This is a genomic window from Aggregatibacter sp. oral taxon 513 (genome assembly GCF_018128305.1).
Classification (GTDB): Bacteria; Pseudomonadota; Gammaproteobacteria; order Enterobacterales; family Pasteurellaceae; genus Aggregatibacter; species Aggregatibacter segnis_A.
In genome coordinates this window covers 894,457-914,272 of sequence record NZ_CP072381.1, presented here as the reverse complement: position 1 = coordinate 914,272, position 19,816 = coordinate 894,457, and the positions used below count along the sequence as shown (strand labels likewise).

The following is a 19,816-nucleotide window of genomic DNA, read 5'->3' as shown; positions in this document are numbered from 1 at the left end:
TATTTCTCCCCAATTTAATATATAGGATATAAGAATTAAAAATAACGAAAACCCAATAAAGCAAACTATGGATACAAAAAATGTAAAAACCAAATACTGGAATAACCTACTTAGCATCATTATCACCTTTTAACCAGCTATTTATTTTCGGCTCATTCTTCTCCAACTTATTATTTATACATTCCCCAATGATGGCGCGCATCTCCTGACGCGTGCCTAAAACATCGATTTCGTTTGATTCAGATTTTTACTATTTTCATTAACAACTTCGATTTGTCTATTTTTAGGTAGATACAAGCACGCGTTAGGAAGCGCGCGCTATCTAGGTGGGGATATCTGGGTCAATATCATTATACTACTTGCTATTCTTCAATCTCCCTATTATTTAAAATCAAATTTAAATCATAAAGAAAATCCTCTTTTTCATCTTCTTCTAAAACAGAAACTAGCTCATCAAGGTTATTATTCAATAAAATCTCTTGTATTTCATTAAAAACTATCTGATGACTCAATATATGCCTTGCTCCATTAGTTATAATAAAAATTACATTTAGCATTAACTTCTCAATTAGCAAATCAAAATGCCCATCAAAACTATCTAAAGCACCTCCCCATTCATTAAATTCTCCATGCCAACTCTTTACTTTCCCTTCAGTAAATTTACGTTGACACCAAATGTAAGCATCCTCAAAAAACCATTGTTTTAAAGTTTCATAATTAACTCGTTTTGCCATTATTTTTCTCCATTATGTTTAATTGCTTTTCCGTTATTGTCAAAAACATTTACCTTTATATTTGGATAGCGTTTGATAAATTGGTCTACTACACCTAGACAACTTAAGCAAGCTGGACGCTCAGTAAATATTGTGACCTGACCTTTTGCTTGTCTATTAGAACCTAATTGATCAGCTAAGTTAGATAAAATCTTATACTCAGAATCAACTCTTCTATCTATCAAATCTCCCTTTTTGTTAGGTAATTTTAGAGATTCAAATTTTGTTTCTCCTTGCCCAACAAAACTACCTTGTGCTTTATCTATTTGACTATGGCCAACTAATTTTCTAGTGGTTAATCCATCAATATTAATTTGAGCAACGGCTGCATTCCCACTTCTCTGCAACTTAGGTGATAAAGTTGATCTAGCCTCTGACAATTGATGACGATAATCAGGTATCATTAAAACACTACCAGTGGGTTTTTTACTTAAATCTTTAACAACTTTTTCAAACCCGGCTTTCTGCTTCATTGCTAACTCCTCTTTTAATTTAGGATACAATGCTGCATTCTCAGCACCACTTGAACGATAATCCTCATCCCCGACATTAGTACGCTTATACCCATCCATTCCCGATGTCGGATAAGCTTTATTTTTTCCACTAATTAAGCTCTTAACATTGCTTAATCCAACTCTTGCATAGCCTGTTGCTGTACCAGCCTCCATAGCATTCAAACCAAATTTTGTTGTATCCGAAAGCTTGCTAAAACTTTCTGCATTCTCACTTTCAACTAAATTAAATAATGCAGTACGATTCGCTGTATTTAAATCATTTGGATAATACACCGTCATACGACTAAAGAACCCTAAATTTCTCTCAAGCTCTTCAGCCCCAGTATTCATTTCATGTAAATGTGCCGTTTCACAAACCACATTACCCTTACACGCTATGAGTTGCTGACGATTCTCTTCACTAATCCCTTTATATTTCTCTAAAATCGGTTTAGTATCACGGCCCTCTTTTTGCGCTTTGCTCAGTTCTCGAATGAAGTTCTGAACATCTGCAATACTTAGATAATTATTCTCTACCGCCCTTTTAGCCGTCTCTGCCCCAGAGGTTGCAGTAAGGAAACTACCCCCTTGTTCTGCTGTGGTGCCATTCGCCTTCGCCGTCAATGCCGCAGCCAGCCCACCCGCCAGTTGACTTAACGTGCTAATGTTTTCCTTCTCATTTGCCGTTAATTCACTGACCGGTTTACCATAAGCTCTCGCGATGATTTCAGCGGTTGCCTCACCTGTTACCCCGGCAATTGCGCCTGTTAATGGGTCTTTGCCTGTCACTTGGAACTCCACCGCAGAAAGCAGGGCATGCGCCATGAGATTTGCAGCTTTGTCTTTTGCCGTGTCGCCTGCCGTCATCTCGTGGATTTTTTGATTGAGATAAGGCGAAGCCAGTGCGACAAGACTGCCTGCGGTATCGTTTTGTGCCGCCGCTTGTAATGCCGCCGTCACAGCTCGAATCGCCATCCCTTTTTCACTACCTATGCCGTAAGCATCATCAATCCCTTTTTGAATGACACTAATTTGTTTACCGATTTCTTGCGCTTGCGTACTCTCTTTGCCGTATTTTTCTTCCGCTTTAAATTTTTCAAGACTCAGTTTATTAATCTTCTCACGCTCATTATACGTGGCAATGCTTATCGCGTTGTTCGTGATGTCGCCTATCACTTTCGCCATTTCTTGGCGTTCTTGCACTTTTTGTAAATCTTGCTTTTCAACTCGTTGATTCGCATTCTTCGTATCCCGTGAAAGTGCGGTCAGATTTTCCGGTGTTTCGGTCTCTATCTGAATGTTGCCACTAATAGCTGATTTGGTGGTGCTTCGCTCTCTTTCATTCGTGTTACCTAATAAGCTCAACGCACTGCTAAGCGCCTGCATCGGGTTAATGCCTCCCGTGCCCGCACTGATGCTCGCACTTTCCGTTTTAATCTCACTGCGGTTTTCAATATCGGTATGTGTGAGCGATTTTGTTTTAAAGCGGTTTTTACTTTCATCAGCATCACTTTCGATGATGGCGGCGTTCAGTTGAGCATGGTTGTGGATGTTGGCATCCATGCCATCCTCTCCGACACGAATCCCGGCTTGTTCATTGACTTGCGCATAATCCACTTTTGCCTTGTTGTATGACGCACTCACCGATGCCCCACCGCCCGAACCATACGCCACCGAACCGCTTGCACTCGCACTCGTTTGTTTCGATTCGTATTTTTCCGTATCTTGACGGCTCGTTATTGTCAGATTTTGAATATCCGCTTCCCAACGTTTTGCTTTAAGATTCGCCGCATCAAGGGTTAAGTCGCCTTCTTCACTGTTCGTGATGATTTTATCTGCCGTCAGATGGCTGTTTTGCCAACGCTCGCTATCTGAGTTCGACTTGCCCTTCGCCACATTCACCGAACCTTCTATACCCAATCCGTAACTATTACCGTTGGTACCCACAAAAACACCGACACTACCGCCGGACGATTTATTCTCCGTACGCTGATGCTCTTCGTCTTTCACCCCTTTGATGTCAATCCCCTGTTTACCGGAAAGCGCCATTAGCTTGGCATTCGCATCCACGCCTTCAAAAACCACTTTTTCACCACGGGCTTTAATATCTAGTATTCCTGTATTGATAGTTGATTTCTGATGTTGAATACTTTGGCTTTCACTGGTTTGCGTTTGTTTTTGGCTACCATAACCAATACTAATTTTGACACTCGGGCTGGACGTGGTTCCGTTTTGTTGCATATTCCCTGCCCGCAATGCATCTAACGTCTCTGCTACCTTACCGACATTTTGTGCCGCCATTGCAACTTCCTCTGCCGCTTTTATGCCATAAAGCGCTTTGAGTTTTGGATTACTGACTTGTTGTGCGCGTTTTACACTGTGATAGACAGCTTGCGCCATGTCGGTTACCGGTGTACTTACCGCCAAATTTACGCCGGATTGTTTATACTCATGACGCTCATTAGAATGGATAATATCTTTCCCCGCCTCAACCTTCACGCTCGCGCCTTCAACATCTATACGATTCGCTTTCGGTGTTATCATGTCCGTGCCCATCACTTGAGCATGATTGCCGGCACTGATTTTTACATTGCCATCCATTGCCCCCAAGGTGCTTCGCGCATCCGATTGCGTCCAACCTTCCGATTCAACATGATGTTTTTCCGATTTCGAACCAAAGGTGATGCCTCCGCCACTCGTAAACACACCCGACGTCTTCTTCGTTTGTTGATGCACTTCTTTGAATCGATTGGTGTCCGCAGCTAGAACAACATCCTCTCCCGCTTGAATGCTTAGGTTTTTATCGGCAATACCCTGCAGTCCTTTGGCTTTCACATCTTTGCCTGCACTTAACAAAATGTCTTTTCCACTAAGTTGAGTGCCTACATGACTGTCTAATTGTGCTTTGTCTAAGCTTGTTTTTGTGGTCTTCGCCAAACTGCCGCTTTTCGTTTGATGGAACTCCTCAAAATCAGAGCTTTCTTTTGCTCCATTCAAAACCAAATCATTTTCTGCAATCGCGGTGAGTTTTTCGGCACTTTCAAGTCGGGCACCTTCCGACAAGAGGTCTTTCGCCGCAACTGTGACATTCCCCTTGCCTTTGATATGGCTCACCACTGCCTTTTCTATTTTCTCGTGGCGAGAGTCATTGCCTCCCCCCATCTTTTCATCATATCCCACCGAAAGTGCGGTCAGATTTAAAGCCGTTTTAGCTTGAACCAGCGTGCTGCCTTTACCTTCATTGATAATATCTGCGCCCTGTGCCTCCAATTTATTGGAGGAAAGATGTAATGTACCGTCTTCCCCCTTCACATGGAACAATGCTTTACGTGCAAGCGTGGTTTGCTCGCGTTGAAAACCGGATAACGCGATTTCATTTGTGGCTGTCGTACTTCTATGAGTTAAATTACCGCCTACATTTGCCACTAGTGTTTTTTCGGCTTCTACAGTACCGCCGATGTTGTCAAAATTGCCTTTTGTTTGAATACCGACTTGTTCACCTTGAATGACGCCTTCATTAAATAAGCTTTCCGCATTTAACAAAGCGAGTTTTCGTCCGACAATAGTTCCGCTGTTAACAACCTGATTACCGTGTAAATCAATCTCTTCCCCTGAAAGCAAACTTCCTTTTCCATTGATATCGCCCGGTTGAACCATGGCATATACACGTGGCGCCATGACGTTAACTTGTTTACCGCTTGGTAAAGTCACTGTTTTTTCTTCAAACCATACGATATCCGACGTTAGTTGTGCCACTTGAGCAGCCGACAATGCGACACCCGGCGTAAGATTGAATTTTTTTGCAAACGTAATACCGTTATCCATTAATGCCTTATATTGACTTTCCAAATCTTTGAATTCGCCTAAAAACATTTTACCGGTAAGTTGATTGATTTGGTCGCGCACTAAATGCTGCTCATAATAACCGTCACCAAGGCGTTTAAGGACATTTTGCGGATCGCTACGCAATGCGCTGAACATATAGTCACTGTTAAGCCATTTTTTGCGATCAGTAAATGCCGGATCTGTTTCGATTAATGCGCCCTCTGTTTCCGGATTGAGTCGGTATAACGAAGAACTTGGCAATAACACCTCATTCGCTTTTGTCATTAAGGCTTGGCTTTGGGACGGAAGGGTGGACGAATTATTTCGATAATCCACCTGTTCCTTACTTTGTGCCACCCCCATTTTAAATTCTGTCGTCACATGGTTGTTATAAGCATTGACTGCCCCCCAATCCCGCTGAAAATAGCGTTTAACCCCGCCACGCCAGCGATCTGCCGTCCATTGTGATGTGCCGTATTCATTTAATACGTGATAGCCGGTTTCATCTTCATTGCGTACATCACCATTTAAGCTTAAACGTCCGCCGGATATCATCTGGCTTCGATCATTGAGTACTTGTGCACCATTGATAACAATATCTCCGCCAGCCAAAATTTGACCTGGTAACGTGGTTTTTACGACGCTTTCATCAATGACTCGTTGATTAAGTTTGGTTATCCAAAAATGGCTAAAGGTTTTACCCAATAAACGTTGATTATGTTCGGCAATTTTACTTTGCAAAGCATTAAACGCCTGTTCATTGGCATCAATCCAACTTTTAAATGGTGCAATTGCCTGCTGATAATCATTTAAACGTGTTTCATAAGTTGCTTTTTCTTTTTCATAATTGGCTAACGCAATGTTGTAATCAGCAACAGCTTTCTCATAATCCGCCAAACGGGCAGCATAGCTTTCTGCTTTTTCTCTTCTGTTTTTTCTTGGTTTTTCGATCTCTGTTGGTTTGATCGGTTCTTCAGGCATTTCAATATCCGCTAAACCTGCCGGCATCTCAGTTGGTGCTTGAATACCGAAATAAGCCCATGCCGGGTTCTGTGGCCCATATACGGACTCCGGTTTTAAGCGGCAACTGGCTTCATTGGTATAATCTTGACACTGATATTCGTTAACTGTCGGTAATAGCCGATCTGCACGAATTTCCTCTCCTTCTTCTAACGCCTTTGCTCCGTCTTGACGAAATGCCAATTTCCCTGCACGACTAAATGGAATCCATTTTAATAAAGCGTAATCAATCCGCTCTTCAGTTTTATAGCCTTGCGGAATGACATAGCTCTCTGAAATCGGCTCATCTGATTGGTTTTCAATTTCTGCACGAAAATGTAGATTTCGATTAACTACATCAGCGACATTTAAGCGAATTGCCCCAGACGAAGATTCAATTGTGCCACTTTCATTTAATAATTGAGCCGCTTGCCCCTCCGCTTGATATTGATCATTAAGCGCGCCGGCAATCGTCACGCCCTTCTCACCATATAATGTCGAGGCACCTTGTTGACTTGCTACGTAATTTGCTGTCTTGTTGTGGATTTTTTGTGCCCCTAAGGTGAGTGTATCCCGTGCAGCAATAATCCCATCTTGACGGATACCATCTGCGTTTAGCTCATCTTCATTGATAATCGTCGTTGCGCCAATAGCAATTCGGTTACCATAAATACGTCCGGAGCCGGTATTTTGCACTGTATCCGCTTTAATAATTAAATCCGGCTCACGCTGTTCTTGTTCTCCACGGCTTTGAATTAATCCTCGATTGTTTACGGTCTTTTTAGTATTAATACGCACTGCCTGGCTTTGAATTTCCCCTTGAGATGTTTGTGTCAAAGCTTTTGCAGATAGGCTAACTTCTTGTTTTCCTCCAATGACACCTGATTGTGAAATTTCATGCTGACTTTCAATTTTTGCCTTGCCTTGATGAGATAAAAGATGTCCACCTTTTTGATTATCGATGCTTTGTTGAGCGCGAACATGAAGATCCTGTTGAGCTTGAATGTGCCCGCTATTCACAATTCGTCCTTGACTATCAATGTTCACCTCACCGGCAGAGGCACCGATGTGGCCGGCGTTGCGTACACCGAGGCCTTGGCCGTTATCCACCAAATGAATTTTCTCGGCATACATGCCGCCCAATTGGCTCACATCCACGCTGTAAGCTTGTGGGTTTTCTAAAGTGCGGTCGCTTTCCACAGTGTTTTTATCGCCTACATAAACCACCGAATCATTCGTGCGGTCAACTTTGTTTTTACCAGTGGTGACTTTAATGGCTTTTTTCGACCACACACCGCCATCAATTTGCGCTTTTTCTGCAATGATATCGGTGTAATCCGCCTGGCGGTTATCCATGCCCTTGCCGGCCACCTTAACTTTGCCGCCGTTGACCTCATAGCCTTTGAGCTCACCATTTTCTAATTGAGCTTTTCCCGTAGTCATGGTGGCGCGTCCTGCGTTAATGACACCACAACCATCGCAATGGATACCACTCGGGTTCGCAATCACAACATCGGCCTTTTGTCCGGCCACTTCTACATAGCCCTTTAACCGACTCGGAGCAGATGAATTGACTTCATTTAAAATCACCTTCGCTTCACCTGCGGCTAAATTGGGGTTGCCTTGTACCCAACCGGCCGTTTGGGTTTGTACTGCCTTACGAGCGTTGTTTAATACGGCGCCTTTTTCCGCCACATCAAATTGCGAGTATTGGTTACGCGACACGCCGCCTGCACTTGGTGTTTGAATATTGACTTGTGGCAAGCCATTCGCCGTCTGTAACACCGTTGGTTGTTGATTGCCCGGTGCTGATTTGTCTGCGCGAATCGCCATATCCGCATTTGCCAACGCAGCAGGAGAAACGAAAACGAACCCCAACGCTAACATAATGCTGAAATGAACCGGTGTGAGAGTGCCGAATAAAGTAGAAAGTGCGGTGGCTTTTAACGTTGTTTTTATCTCTGCACTTTCAATATTTTCGCTCGTGGCTTTGCCTTTTGATTTGGCAAGTTCCGATACAACCACAAGTTGATTTAATACTTGGCTGAAAATAACTTTGTAATGTTTTTTATTCATGATGTTTCCTTAATAATAAAATCTGCTTATTTTAAAAAATACTTAAAAACGATAGCTGAGGTTAAACCCTGTTGTTACATGACTTGTTCTGAAACCTTGCGGTTTTCGAATTGGTGTGCCAACAAAATATTCATAATTTAGTCCCCAAAGATTACCGCGCATCCCCAATGCACCACCGGTTAAACTATTGCCTACTTGTAATTCCTCATTGCTTGAACGGACAACACCTCGGTCGAGTCCGAGATAAATCTCATGTCCTTTGTTCATCACATTCCATGCCAGTTCGTTGCGCCAAAGCCAACCGCGCTCTCCGGAAAGAGTAAGTTCACCGTCAAATCCACGTACCGTATAGCGACCGCCAATGCTGAATTTGTCTTGTTGCACGAGCGGTGATTTATTCCATTGCGCTTGCCAATAGGTATTAAAGCGCCAAGGTTGTTTTCCAATGTTGAACGGATAACTAAAATCAAGAGAGGCGGTCAAAATCCGCATTCTTGAGGTGCCTTCATTAAATCGTTCTTCCGGTGCACGAAGGGCATTATTCGCACCGGTCCCCCGTTTGTAATTAGCGGAAATAGAAAATGTCGCTACGCCTACATAGTGTGTGTGCGTAAGACCTAGCTCCCATCCGGCTGTACGACGACGTTGAACCTCAACTTCCGTATCATTGATATAGTTGTGGGACTTTTTCGTCCATAAGGCAATATTCGTGTAAGTTTTATGTTGTGCGCCACGGCTCAGTAGACGACTTAAATTGAGTTTCATTTGTTTACTTTCGCCGGAATACTCATAAGACTCAAAAGCACCCGCAACGGTTTGATGATAGGTATAGCGAGAACCGGAAAGCGTCAGCAAATAGTTTTTCCACGGAATGGAATAATACAAGCTTAGATTATGACTGCCATAATCTCCCTCAGCCGCATCACTATGTCGTTTAAAACTGCGCGTACCGCTAATATAAAACATGTCATTTAAGCGAAGCGGGTTATCCCAAGAAAAAGTGGCGGCTCCCTGTAAACGTCCTGTCGATTTGGAACCCGAATCATCCAATCCTAACGTTAAATGAAATGGAATGCGGTGTTTATATGCCACCACAATATCTGTCTCACCCAAAGCCTCTCCGGGCTGAAGCTCAATATTAGCGTCAGCACTTGGTACTCTCTTAAGGTTTTCTAGGCCTTGCTCAATTTCCCGCACATTCAATAAATCCCCAACAGCCATAGGCATAGCAAACCAAAGCATACTTCTTGTTGCAAAAGGAACAGCACTTTGGTCTTGTAATTGGATATGCCCCACTTTTCCCGGAATCACCGTTAATCTAAGCACGCCTGTACGTAAATCTTGCGGTTCCGCAACCACTCTTGTAGTCACATACCCCTGCTCAATCAAATAATTTTGAATTCGACGTAATAAGACGTTAATTCCTTGAGCCCCAACACAGGTCGGTAACGCAAAATCTCCCTCTGAATAGACCGCACTTTTTGCCCAGGAAAATGAGCTAGGAGAAAAAGAGGTAGATTCTGAAACGGTGTGTTGATAATCGGTAAGAACAAGCTGATGAATAGGAAAACAGAGTTCTTCATTTTTTGGAAATCCAAGTGCATGTACCTTTTCACTTTCCAAGCGAACTGTCGGGGCTTTTACTTGTTGGGATTGAATCTCAGCATTTAAAATATTTTGTTGCTGTTGTTGGCGTGTATCGACTGCCTGCTGTGTGGAATCCTGTATTGAACTAGGTTCAGCAAACGCAGGTAACATAGCGGTAGAAAGACTAAAAGCAGCGAAATAGGTAAATCTCATGTTTTATTGGTTCCATATGTAATGAATAAAAATACTATTCCTTCTAAACCCCAATCACTATTGGCATTAACAGTTAAAAAAGTGCGGTCGAAATTCGACACGAAAAACGACCGCACTTTTTAATAGGTAATAAGGTTAGAAACCTTCTTTCAAGCTCACCGTTAAGTTAAACACCAAATGTTCCGGATGGCTGTCTTTACTGTCAGCACAGAAATAGCCTTCACGTTCAAATTGGTAGCCTTTTTCTGCTTCCGCATTGCCAAGGCTTTGTTCGACGAAACCGTGTTTCACCACTAAGGACGTTGGGTTTAGCACGCTTTCGATGTTTTCTTCTGCGCCCGGGTTTGGCACGGTGAAAAGGCGTTCGTATAAACGGAATTCTGCCGGGTGGTTGTGTGTGGCGGAAACCCAGTGGATTACGCCTTTCACTTTGCGGCCATCTGCCGGGTTTTTACCTAAGGTTTCCGGATCATAGGTACAGAAAATGGTGGTGATTTCACCGTTGGCATCTTTTTCCACACGCTCGGCTTTAATCACATAAGCATTACGCAAACGCACTTCTTTGCCTAACACTAAGCGTTTATATTGTTTGTTGGCTTCTTCACGGAAATCTGCACGATCAATGTAAATTTCTTTGCTGAACGGCAATTGGCGTTCGCCTAATTCCGGACGATTCGGGTGATTCGGCGCAGTCAACATTTCTTCGCCTTCAAAATTTTCAATCACCACACGAACAGGATCGATAACTGCCATGGCACGTGGCGCATTTTGGTTTAAATCATCACGAATGCAAGATTCTAATGCACTGTATTCCACCACGTTGTCTTGTTTGGTCACGCCAATACGACGACAGAATTCACGCAATGACGCCGGCGTATAACCGCGACGACGTAAACCTGAAATGGTCGGCATACGCGGATCGTTCCAGCCATCTACAATGCCTTCATTGACTAATTTCAACAATTTACGTTTAGAGGTGAGCGTGCCTTCTAAATTTAAACGGGAGAATTCATATTGGTGCGGCAATGGGCGCTCAATGCTGATATTTTCCAATACCCAGTCGTATAAACGGCGGTTGTCTTGGAATTCGAGAGTACATAATGAATGTGTAATGCGCTCGATGGCATCGGAAATACAGTGGGTAAAATCGTACATTGGATAAATGCACCATTTGTCACCGGTTTGGTGGTGGCTGGCAAATTTAATACGATAAATGACCGGGTCGCGCATCACCATAAACGGCGACGCCATGTCGATTTTCGCACGCAAACTCAGTGTGCCTTCTGCAAATTCACCGTTTTTCATTCGCTCGAATAACGCGAGGTTTTCTTCTACGCTACGATCACGATACGGGCTGTTTTTCCCCGGCTCGGTTAACGTGCCGCGATATTCGCGCATTTCTTCCGGTGAAAGTTCGTCCACATACGCCAATCCTTTTTTGATCAACTCAATGGCATAACCATAAAGTGCATCAAAATAATCGGAAGCATAACGCGGCTCACCTTCCCATTTGAAACCTAACCATTCCACATCGGCTTTGATGGAATCTACATATTCCACATCTTCTTTCACCGGATTGGTATCGTCAAAACGAAGGTTACATAACCCGTTATATTCTTTTGCTAAACCGAAGTTTAAACAGATAGATTTGGCATGACCGATGTGCAAATAGCCGTTCGGCTCAGGTGGGAAACGGGTGTGAACGCATTGGTGTTTACCGGACGCTAAATCTTCATCAATAATTTGGGTAATAAAATTGTGCGGACGGGCATTTTCCGTCGTTTCTAAGATAGTTTCTGTACTCATAATTTTCTCAATTAAAACGCATAAAAAAATAACCGCACTATTCTACACATTTTTCCTTGAAAGCTGAAATTTATCTAAGGAATCGCAGTGTTATTTGTTTCAGCACAAGGCAAAATCTTGCGTGGACTTTTGAAATTTCTCGTGCAAAAAATTTAATTTCCCATTAAAATGCGTCACTAAATGAACGTTCATTCATTAATAATTAAGATTTCCTTAATCTTTCTCCTGTATTCTATTTTCACTGTTTCCTTAACCCTTGAGAAAATATGACAAAAAAACATTGGATAATGGCCGCACTGGCTGCAGCGGTGGTCACCGGCGGTTATTTTTTTATGGGCGATTCCACGCCTAAAACCACCTATTTAACGGAAACCGTGCAACGTGGCGACATTGAAAAAAATGTGGTCGCAACAGGCTCAATTGAAAGTGTCAACACCGTTGATGTGGGCGCGCAGGTTTCCGGTAAAGTCACCAAACTCTATGTGGCTTTAGGTCAGCAAGTGAAAAAAGGCGATTTGATTGCGGAGATTGATTCCACCACGCAAATCAACACGCTAAACACTCGAAAAGCGGCGCTTGCAAGCGACCAAGCCCAGTTTGTCGCGCGTAAAACCGCCTATGATGTGGCGCTTTCTAATTACCATCGTTTAACCAAATTGTATGCGCAAAAAGGCACGTCCTTGGACAGCTTAAACAGTGCAAAAGCGACCTTAGATAACGCCAAAGCGGAAATGAATGTGGTGCAGGAAAACATCAAACAAGCAGAAATTGAAGTGAATACGGCGGAAACCAATGTAGGCTACACCAAAATCACCTCGCCGATTGACGGCACAGTGATTGCCACACCGGTTTCTGAAGGCCAAACGGTAAACTCCAATCAAACCACGCCGACCATCGTCAAAGTGGCGGATTTAAGCAAAATGCGCATTAAACCAGAAATTTCCGAAGGCGATATTACGAAAGTGAAAGCCGGACAAGAGGTGACCTTTAGTATTTTATCCGACAGCAAAACCCTTTATCACGCCAAAATTGAATCCGTTGATCCGGCGACAACGACGATTAGCAATAGCTCCACGTCCAGCACCACAACTTCAACGTCAAGCACCAGTAACAGCGCAGTTTATTACTACGCCAACATTATCGTAGAAAATCCCAACCGGATTTTGCGCATCGGCATGACCACGGAAAACAACATCAAAATTGCCAACGTGCAAAACGTGCTTTCCGTGCCGAATATGGCAATTCAAACGCAAAACGGTAAAACCTTTGTGAAGGTATTAAACAGCAACAACCAACCGGAACAGCGCGAAGTAGAAATCGGCGTACAAAACGATTACCAAACAGAAATTAAATCCGGCGTTGCTGAAGGCGAAAAAGTCATTGTGTCACAAGTGGCTGCCGGCGAAGCCGTCGGCAATATGCGCGGACCACGAATTTTCTAAAGTGCGGTGGAAATTTCCAATGAATATTATTGAAATGAAAAACATCAACCGCTACTTTGGCGCCGGCGAAAATCGTGTTCATATTCTTAAAGACATTTCATTAAATATCGAAAAAGGCGATTTCGTTGCCATTATCGGGCAATCGGGTTCGGGCAAATCCACGTTGATGAACATTATTGGTTGTTTGGATACAGCGACCAGCGGTTCGTACAAAATCGATGAGAAAGAAACCATCGAATTAACCGCCGATCAGCTCTCCGATTTACGCAGTCAAAAATTCGGTTTTATTTTCCAACGTTACAATTTATTGAGCAGCCTTACTGCAGCAGAAAATGTGGCATTACCGGCAATTTATGCGGGCATGCCCCACAATCAACGTTTGGAACGCGCCAAACAATTATTGGAAAAACTGGGGTTAAGCGATAAATGGCAGAATAAACCTAATCAACTCTCCGGTGGGCAACAACAACGGGTGAGTATCGCCCGCGCCCTAATGAACGGGGGAGAAATCATTTTAGCCGATGAACCCACCGGTGCGTTGGATTCGCAAAGTGGCGAAAATGTGATGGAAATCCTGCGTCAACTGCACCAAGAAGGGCATACCATTATTATGGTTACCCACGATAAACACATCGCCGCCAACGCCAATCGGATGATTGAAATCAAAGACGGCGAAATTATCAGTGACACGCAAACCCAGCCGGTGAAAAGTGCGGTCAAAAATTCAGGTGTTTTTAAAGGACGTTTCGGCTTCAGCAAAGATCAGCTGATGGAAGCCTTTCGGATGTCTGTCAGTGCCATTGTGGCACATAAAATGCGCTCTTTGCTCACCATGCTTGGCATCATTATTGGGATCACTTCCGTGGTGTCCGTGGTGGCATTGGGCAATGGCTCGCAACAAAAAATTTTGGAAAATATTCGCGGCATCGGCACAAACACCATCACCATTTTTAACGGCACCGGCTTTGGTGATCGCCGTGCGGAACAAATGCAGAATCTTACAGTTAACGATGCCAACACATTAAGCCAACAAACCTATGTGCAAAGCGTTACGCCGAATAGCGCGTCAAGCGGCACATTGATTTATGGGAATAAAGCATTTTCGACGACGTCCTTAAAAGGTGTGAGCGAAGAATCTTTTGATGTGGAAGGTTTAAAATTAAAACAAGGTCGCCTGTTATCAGCGCAAGATGTGGCAGAAAACGCCCAAGTGGCGTTAATTGATGAAAGTGCCAAAAAAGCCATTTTCCCCAATGAAGATCCACTCGGCAAAGTGGTGATGTTTAACAAACGTCCGTTGCGTATTATCGGTGTCGTGTCCGACCGACAAATGGGTGGTGCGAGCAGTTCACTGAATCTTTATGCGCCCTACACCACCGTCATGAACCGCATTTCAGGCAGCAAAAAAATCGGTTCGATTACGGTCAAAGTCGCAGAAGATGTGAACACAACTGCAGCAGAAAAAGGCATTACGGAATTGCTGACGCTACGCCACGGCAAAAAAGACTTTTTCATCATGAACAGCGACACCATTAAACAAACTATCGAAAGCACCACCGGTACGATGAAGTTGCTTATCTCCTCTATTGCCTTTATTTCCTTAATCGTCGGCGGGATTGGCGTGATGAACATTATGTTGGTGTCAGTGACCGAACGCACCAAAGAAATCGGCGTTCGCATGGCAATCGGCGCAAGACAATCCAACATCCTGCAACAATTTTTAATTGAAGCCGTGTTGATTTGTTTAATTGGTGGTGTCACCGGGATTCTATTGTCAGGCGCCATTGGCTTGCTGTTTAACACCTTTATGACCGATTTCACCATGGCATTTTCCGGCGGTTCGATTATTGCCGCCGTCGCCTTTTCCAGCTTAATCGGCGTAGTGTTCGGCTACACCCCGGCAAAACGTGCTGCACAGTTAGATCCGATTACGGCATTAGCCCGTGAATAGATTTTGTAAAACCTAAAAATGCGGTTAAAATCGATCGCACTTTTGAGGCATACGATAGCCCCCTTGAACCTTAAAGAAGGATAAAAAATGTTAAAAATGAAAAAATTAACCCTTGCAGTGGTGATGGCAACAACCCTCGCCGGCTGTGCCAATATTGGCGATTCTTATCAAGCCAGCCTCGATAATTACAAACAATATGAAGAGATCACCAAGCAATACAACATTAAAGACAACTGGTGGGCGCTTTATAACGATGCACAACTCAACCGAGTGGTCGAACAAGCCCTTGCAAATAATAAAGATCTAGCCAAAGCGGCAGTTTCCGTGAACCGTGCGCTGTATAGCGCCAACCTTGCTGGAGCAAACTTGATTCCAGCCTTTAGCGGTACAGCAAAATCCTCTGCCCAAAAAGACATTAATCGTGGTGGCAATTCAGCAATCACACACACCGGCGCGTTAAATGTGTCTTATACGTTGGATTTATGGCGTCGTTTAGCCGACGTGGCCGATGCGGCAGAATGGTCACATAAAGCCACCATTGAAGACATGGAATCTACCCGTCTTTCTTTAATCAACTCGGTGGTGACAACCTACTACCAAATTGCCTATTTAAACGATGCCATTAGCACCACTCAAGAAAGCATCAAATATTACACCGACATCAGCAACATCATGAAAAATCGCTTGGCACAAGGTGTCGCAGACAGTGCTAGCGTAGATCAGGCTCAACAAGCGGTATTAACGGCGCGTAATAATTTAATTACTTTACAAACCAACCGTAAAAACGCAGAAAAAACCTTACGCAATTTGCTGAACTTAAAACCGGATGACACATTAAACATCAACTTCCCGCATATTTTGAGCGTGAAAACTGTGGGCGTGAATTTAAACGTGCCGGTTTCTGTAATCGCCAACCGTCCTGATGTGAAAGGCTATCAAGCCCGTTTAAGCAGTGCATTTAAAAACGCCAAAGCCACTGAAAAAAGCTGGTTCCCGGAAATTACCTTGGGTGGCAGCTTAAGCCGTAACGCCACTAATCAAACCGGCGCGACCACATTCTCCTCTATTGGCGCCGGTAACGTTGGTATTACACTACCGTTCTTAAATTGGAACACCGTTAAATGGAACGTGAAAATCTCTGAAGCAGATTACGAAACAGCCCGTTTAAACTATGAAAAAAGTATCACCACCGCGTTAAATGACGTAGATACCAACTACTACGCATTCACTCAAGCGCAAAGCCACTTTAGCAACGTGCAACAAACGTACAATTACAACCAACGCATTACACAATATTACCGTAACCGCTATAACGCAGGCGTGTCTGAATTGCGCGAATGGTTGACGGCAGCCAATACGGAAAAAGCCTCCCAGCTTTCCATTTTGCAAGCCAAATTCAACGTGATTCAGGCAGAAAATGCCGTTTACAGCTCCATGGCAGGTTACTACTCTCGTTAAACAAAAATGCGGTGAAAAATCACCGCACTTTCTCTAAAAAAGCAAAAACGGTGCTTAATTAACAAAGCGCCGTTTTTTTATGAAGCTCACTACGCACAAATCAAGTGCGGTGATTTTCTAGCGTATTTTTATGCTTTCTTCAAAAACTCTGATTTCAACATAATTTTGCCGCAATCCACGTTGTGGTCGCCACGAGCAAGGCGGATGCCTTTAAATTTTGTGCCTTTCTTTAACACTTCGGAAGAGCCTTTAAGTTTTAAATCTTTGATGAGTAGCACGTCATCGCCATCAGCCAGCAAATTGCCGTTGCTGTCTTTGACAATAAGCGCATCATCGTCATGCTCTTCGACTTCGTTGCCGGTCCATTCATGGCCACAATCCGGGCAAACAAATTGGATAGAATCGTGATAGGTGTTTTCGCCTTTGCAAGATGGACAAATTGGATATTCCATGGATTTCCTCGTTTTCAATGTCATTTCAAAGTGCGCTATTGTAGCGGAAAATCAACTGTTTTTGGGGAATAAATTATGCTTTCGTTTTCCCTTGGCCGCGCAGCCTTGCCAATAAACTAACAGAAACAATGATCACGAGAGAGCCGATCCAAAAATGCACTGTCGGCACATTCTGCCAAAACAGCCAGTCACAGATGCTGGAAAAAATCACACCGGTAAACGCAAAAGGCGTGATGACATTTGCCGGTGCGTATTTAAACGCACGCGTCAGCAAAAGTTGGAAAATTAAGCCGAATCCGCCCACCAATAAAAGCATAAATAAGCCATGCGCTGTCGGGAGCGTCCATTGCGCCATAAAAAATAACGGTAATAAAATCGCCCCAAGTAAATGGAAATAGAAAACGATATTTTTCGGCGAATTATGCTTATTTAATTCCTGCAAACTGATAAATGCCATGGCAGCTAAAGTCGCCCCGCCCAATGCCACAAAAATATAATAGGGCTCCACCTCGCCGTGGTGATCGGTGAGCAAAATAATCGCTACACCAATAAATCCCAGCACACTGCAGGCAATAACTTTCAGCGGGGTGCGAGTACGCAAAAGAAAGAGCAACACCGGCACGAATAACGCAGAGGTATTCAATAGCAAAATAGAAATGGAAAGCGGCAAATATTTGATGGCATAAAAAGTACATAACATACTGCCGATGCCGGCAAGGTTGCGAATCACCAAAAACGGCCATTGGCGCATTTCGACTCGGAAATCGCCATCGCGAATCATAAAAGGTAACAAGAAAACAAAACCAATCAGAAAGCGAGAAAACAAAATTTCACTTGCCGGTAATTCGTCCGAGGCATATTTTACGAACACGCCCATCAAGGCAATGCTGATATAGGCAAGCACCATACAAACAATGGCTTTGTGGTATGAACTGGTTATGATCTTATTCGGCATTGGTAACGTTCCTTGATTCGCAGCGCCCAAAGTGCGGTCAATTCTTAAGGTGTTTTTTCATTTTCACCATGAAGATATTTTTCAATGTCCCGCCAAAAACGTTGAAAAATTTCACCGCACTTTTCGCTCTTATTAAGAGGTGTTCCCTTAATTTGAACCTTCAAACCCGAATAGTCAAATGATAATTGGTAGGCGTGTAAATAAGTACGATCAGCCTCATCTCCACCATACAATTCATCCCCTAAAATCGGACTACCTAAACTTTTCATTGCGACACGCAGTTGGTGGGTTTTACCGGTTTTTGGTTGCAAGATAAATAAACGCAAATTAGGGACCAAACTGTGTGAAACAAAATCTGTCACGGCTGGATTTTCTTTGCTTTGGCAAAGTTTCCACGCGCCTCTTCTGGCCTTTTGCATATCTCCACTGATTCTACCCTGTTTTTTCTTCGGTTTATGCGTTGCTAATGCAATGTATGTTTTCTGAATTTGATGTTGCGCGAATTTCTGCGACAACGTCACAGCTGCACGTTCGTTTAAGGCGAGAATCAATAAGCCTGAAGTAACTTTGTCCAGCCGATGCACCAGCCAAACCTTCGGTATACCAAGTTGCTGCGCCACTAATTGAGTTAACCCCACATCCGCGTCATCTTTATGTACGCTAATGCCATTAGGCTTATTGATCACAATAAAATCAGGGTGTCGAAATACAATTTGGAATGTCATAGGGAAATACTAGAGGAAAATGATGGCCGAAAGTATAGCACAATCAATGACCTTAGCTTTAGTGTTAAGGCTCACCGATAGGCGAAAATAGGGAAAAGTGCTATACTTTGCCACCTAACAGCATTTGAAGGTGACAACAGTGTACGAAGGGTTACTCATTATTTTAGTGCCGATGTTTATCGGTTACATGGTGAAAGTGAAAAATCATGCAATTTTGCAATCTTTCGGTCGCGTGACCATGATTTTGCTGTACATGATTCTCTTCACCATGGGTTTTTCACTCGGACAACTGGATGATTTAGCACAACAATTACCGCAAATCGGCGTTTATGCCCTCACCTTTATTTTGTTTATCCAAGGTCTAAATTTCATCGGCTTATTTCTTTACGACAAGCTCCATCCACAGCCACTAAAACACATTGCAGAAAAAATCCCCTCGCGTTGGCATATCATGTTGGATTCATTAAAATTATGCACGGTGGTGCTCATTGGTTTCGTGGTTGGTTGGCTGTTCAAAGGTCATTTTGCTTTGCCCCATGACGCCACCACTTATGTGCTGGTTGTCATGATTTTTTGTGTGGGCGTGCAATTGCGCAACAATGGCATTTCCATGCGAGCGGTATTTTTCAATAAACGCGGCTTAGAGATGGGCGTGATTTTCATGTTCACCTCATTACTTGGTGGCATTATCGCGGCTTTCATATTGTCAGTGCCGATGATACAAGGGTTAGCCGTGTCCTCCGGTTTTGGCTGGTATTCTTTGTCTAGCGTAACCCTCAGTAATGCTTGGGGGCCGATTTGGGGCAGTATTGCGTTTTTTAATGATTTATCGCGTGAATTGATTAGCTTATTTATTATCCCGCTATTCATGCAAAACTACCGTTCAACTGCGGTGGGTTTTCCGGGGGCAACCTCACTGGATGTCACCTTACCCATTATTCAAAAAGCCGGTGGCGTAGAAGTTTTACCGCTCGCCTTTAGTTTTGGGTTTATCACAAACATTACACCGCCGATTTTATTAATGCTTTTTACCTCGACACCTTTATAACGCGGTCATTTT

The 19,816-nt window shown here is 43.5% G+C and carries 11 protein-coding genes; 4 read left to right on the top strand and 7 right to left on the bottom strand.

Translation table 11 applies throughout. The features are described 5' to 3' along the window. Nucleotides 1-362: 362 nt before the first annotated feature. The 4 genes from J5A60_RS04445 to glnS all read right to left on the bottom strand — a co-directional run bounded on the left by J5A60_RS04445 (nt 363) and on the right by glnS (nt 11,773). Nucleotides 363-734: a hypothetical protein gene (locus J5A60_RS04445; protein WP_006718116.1), complete on the bottom strand. Its 372-nt coding sequence runs from the start codon at nt 732-734 to the stop codon at nt 363-365. Beyond that, complete coding sequence (locus J5A60_RS09540; RefSeq protein ID WP_249113895.1) at nt 734-8,167, bottom strand: hemagglutinin repeat-containing protein; 7,434 nt, start codon at nt 8,165-8,167, stop codon at nt 734-736. The genes J5A60_RS04445 and J5A60_RS09540 overlap by 1 nt, the downstream gene beginning before the upstream one ends. Before the next feature lie 42 nt (nt 8,168-8,209). Then, nucleotides 8,210-9,967 carry a ShlB/FhaC/HecB family hemolysin secretion/activation protein gene (locus J5A60_RS04420; protein WP_212510704.1) on the bottom strand — a complete coding sequence of 586 codons (1,758 nt, stop codon included), beginning with the start codon at nt 9,965-9,967 and terminating at the stop codon, nt 8,210-8,212. Between the two features lie 135 nt (nt 9,968-10,102). Then, nucleotides 10,103-11,773, bottom strand: coding sequence for a glutamine--tRNA ligase (glnS, locus tag J5A60_RS04415; protein WP_212510703.1), 1,671 nt, complete (start codon nt 11,771-11,773; stop codon nt 10,103-10,105). 266 nt (nt 11,774-12,039) lie between these two features. On the opposite strand from glnS, the gene J5A60_RS04410 reads away from it, so the two are divergent. The 3 genes from J5A60_RS04410 to J5A60_RS04400 all read left to right on the top strand — a co-directional run bounded on the left by J5A60_RS04410 (nt 12,040) and on the right by J5A60_RS04400 (nt 16,624). After that, nucleotides 12,040-13,215, top strand: a complete 1,176-nt coding sequence (locus J5A60_RS04410; RefSeq protein ID WP_212510702.1) for an efflux RND transporter periplasmic adaptor subunit — start codon at nt 12,040-12,042, stop codon at nt 13,213-13,215. A gap of 19 nt (nt 13,216-13,234) precedes the next feature. Beyond that, nucleotides 13,235-15,166 (top strand): MacB family efflux pump subunit, encoded by a 1,932-nt coding sequence (locus J5A60_RS04405; protein ID WP_212510701.1) that lies wholly within the window; start codon nt 13,235-13,237, stop codon nt 15,164-15,166. An 87-nt stretch (nt 15,167-15,253) separates the two neighbouring features. Then, nucleotides 15,254-16,624 (top strand): TolC family protein, encoded by a 1,371-nt coding sequence (locus J5A60_RS04400; RefSeq protein WP_212510700.1) that lies wholly within the window; start codon nt 15,254-15,256, stop codon nt 16,622-16,624. 128 nt (nt 16,625-16,752) lie between these two features. Here the strand turns inward: J5A60_RS04400 and J5A60_RS04395 are convergent, their stop codons facing one another. The 3 genes from J5A60_RS04395 to J5A60_RS04385 form a co-directional block, all read right to left on the bottom strand. Continuing rightward, nucleotides 16,753-17,076, bottom strand: coding sequence for a zinc ribbon domain-containing protein YjdM (locus J5A60_RS04395; RefSeq protein WP_048750901.1), 324 nt, complete (start codon nt 17,074-17,076; stop codon nt 16,753-16,755). Nucleotides 17,077-17,149: 73 nt separating this feature from the next. Further along, nucleotides 17,150-18,031: a DMT family transporter gene (locus tag J5A60_RS04390; RefSeq protein ID WP_212510699.1), complete on the bottom strand. Its 882-nt coding sequence runs from the start codon at nt 18,029-18,031 to the stop codon at nt 17,150-17,152. Between the two features lie 44 nt (nt 18,032-18,075). Beyond that, entirely contained in the window at nt 18,076-18,756 is a 681-nt protein-coding gene (locus J5A60_RS04385) for a TIGR01621 family pseudouridine synthase (protein ID WP_212510698.1), read from the bottom strand. A 139-nt stretch (nt 18,757-18,895) separates the two neighbouring features. Here J5A60_RS04385 and J5A60_RS04380 point away from each other — a divergent pair, with 139 nt between their 5' ends. Then, nucleotides 18,896-19,804 carry a lysine exporter LysO family protein gene (locus J5A60_RS04380; RefSeq protein WP_212510697.1) on the top strand — a complete coding sequence of 303 codons (909 nt, stop codon included), beginning with the start codon at nt 18,896-18,898 and terminating at the stop codon, nt 19,802-19,804. Nucleotides 19,805-19,816: the final 12 nt, after the last annotated feature.

Bases quoted from the DNA above. Each gene is read 5' to 3' on its own strand.
- J5A60_RS04420 (WP_212510704.1), bottom strand. From the start codon at position 9,967: ATGAGATTTACCTATTTCGCTGCTTTTAGTCTTTCTACCGCTATGTTA.
- J5A60_RS04395 (WP_048750901.1), bottom strand. From the start codon at position 17,076: ATGGAATATCCAATTTGTCCATCTTGCAAAGGCGAAAACACCTATCAC.
- J5A60_RS09540 (WP_249113895.1), bottom strand. From the start codon at position 8,167: ATGAATAAAAAACATTACAAAGTTATTTTCAGCCAAGTATTAAATCAA.
- J5A60_RS04445 (WP_006718116.1), bottom strand. From the start codon at position 734: ATGGCAAAACGAGTTAATTATGAAACTTTAAAACAATGGTTTTTTGAG.
- J5A60_RS04400 (WP_212510700.1), top strand. From the start codon at position 15,254: ATGTTAAAAATGAAAAAATTAACCCTTGCAGTGGTGATGGCAACAACC.
- J5A60_RS04390 (WP_212510699.1), bottom strand. From the start codon at position 18,031: ATGCCGAATAAGATCATAACCAGTTCATACCACAAAGCCATTGTTTGT.
- glnS (WP_212510703.1), bottom strand. From the start codon at position 11,773: ATGAGTACAGAAACTATCTTAGAAACGACGGAAAATGCCCGTCCGCAC.
- J5A60_RS04410 (WP_212510702.1), top strand. From the start codon at position 12,040: ATGACAAAAAAACATTGGATAATGGCCGCACTGGCTGCAGCGGTGGTC.
- J5A60_RS04385 (WP_212510698.1), bottom strand. From the start codon at position 18,756: ATGACATTCCAAATTGTATTTCGACACCCTGATTTTATTGTGATCAAT.
- J5A60_RS04405 (WP_212510701.1), top strand. From the start codon at position 13,235: ATGAATATTATTGAAATGAAAAACATCAACCGCTACTTTGGCGCCGGC.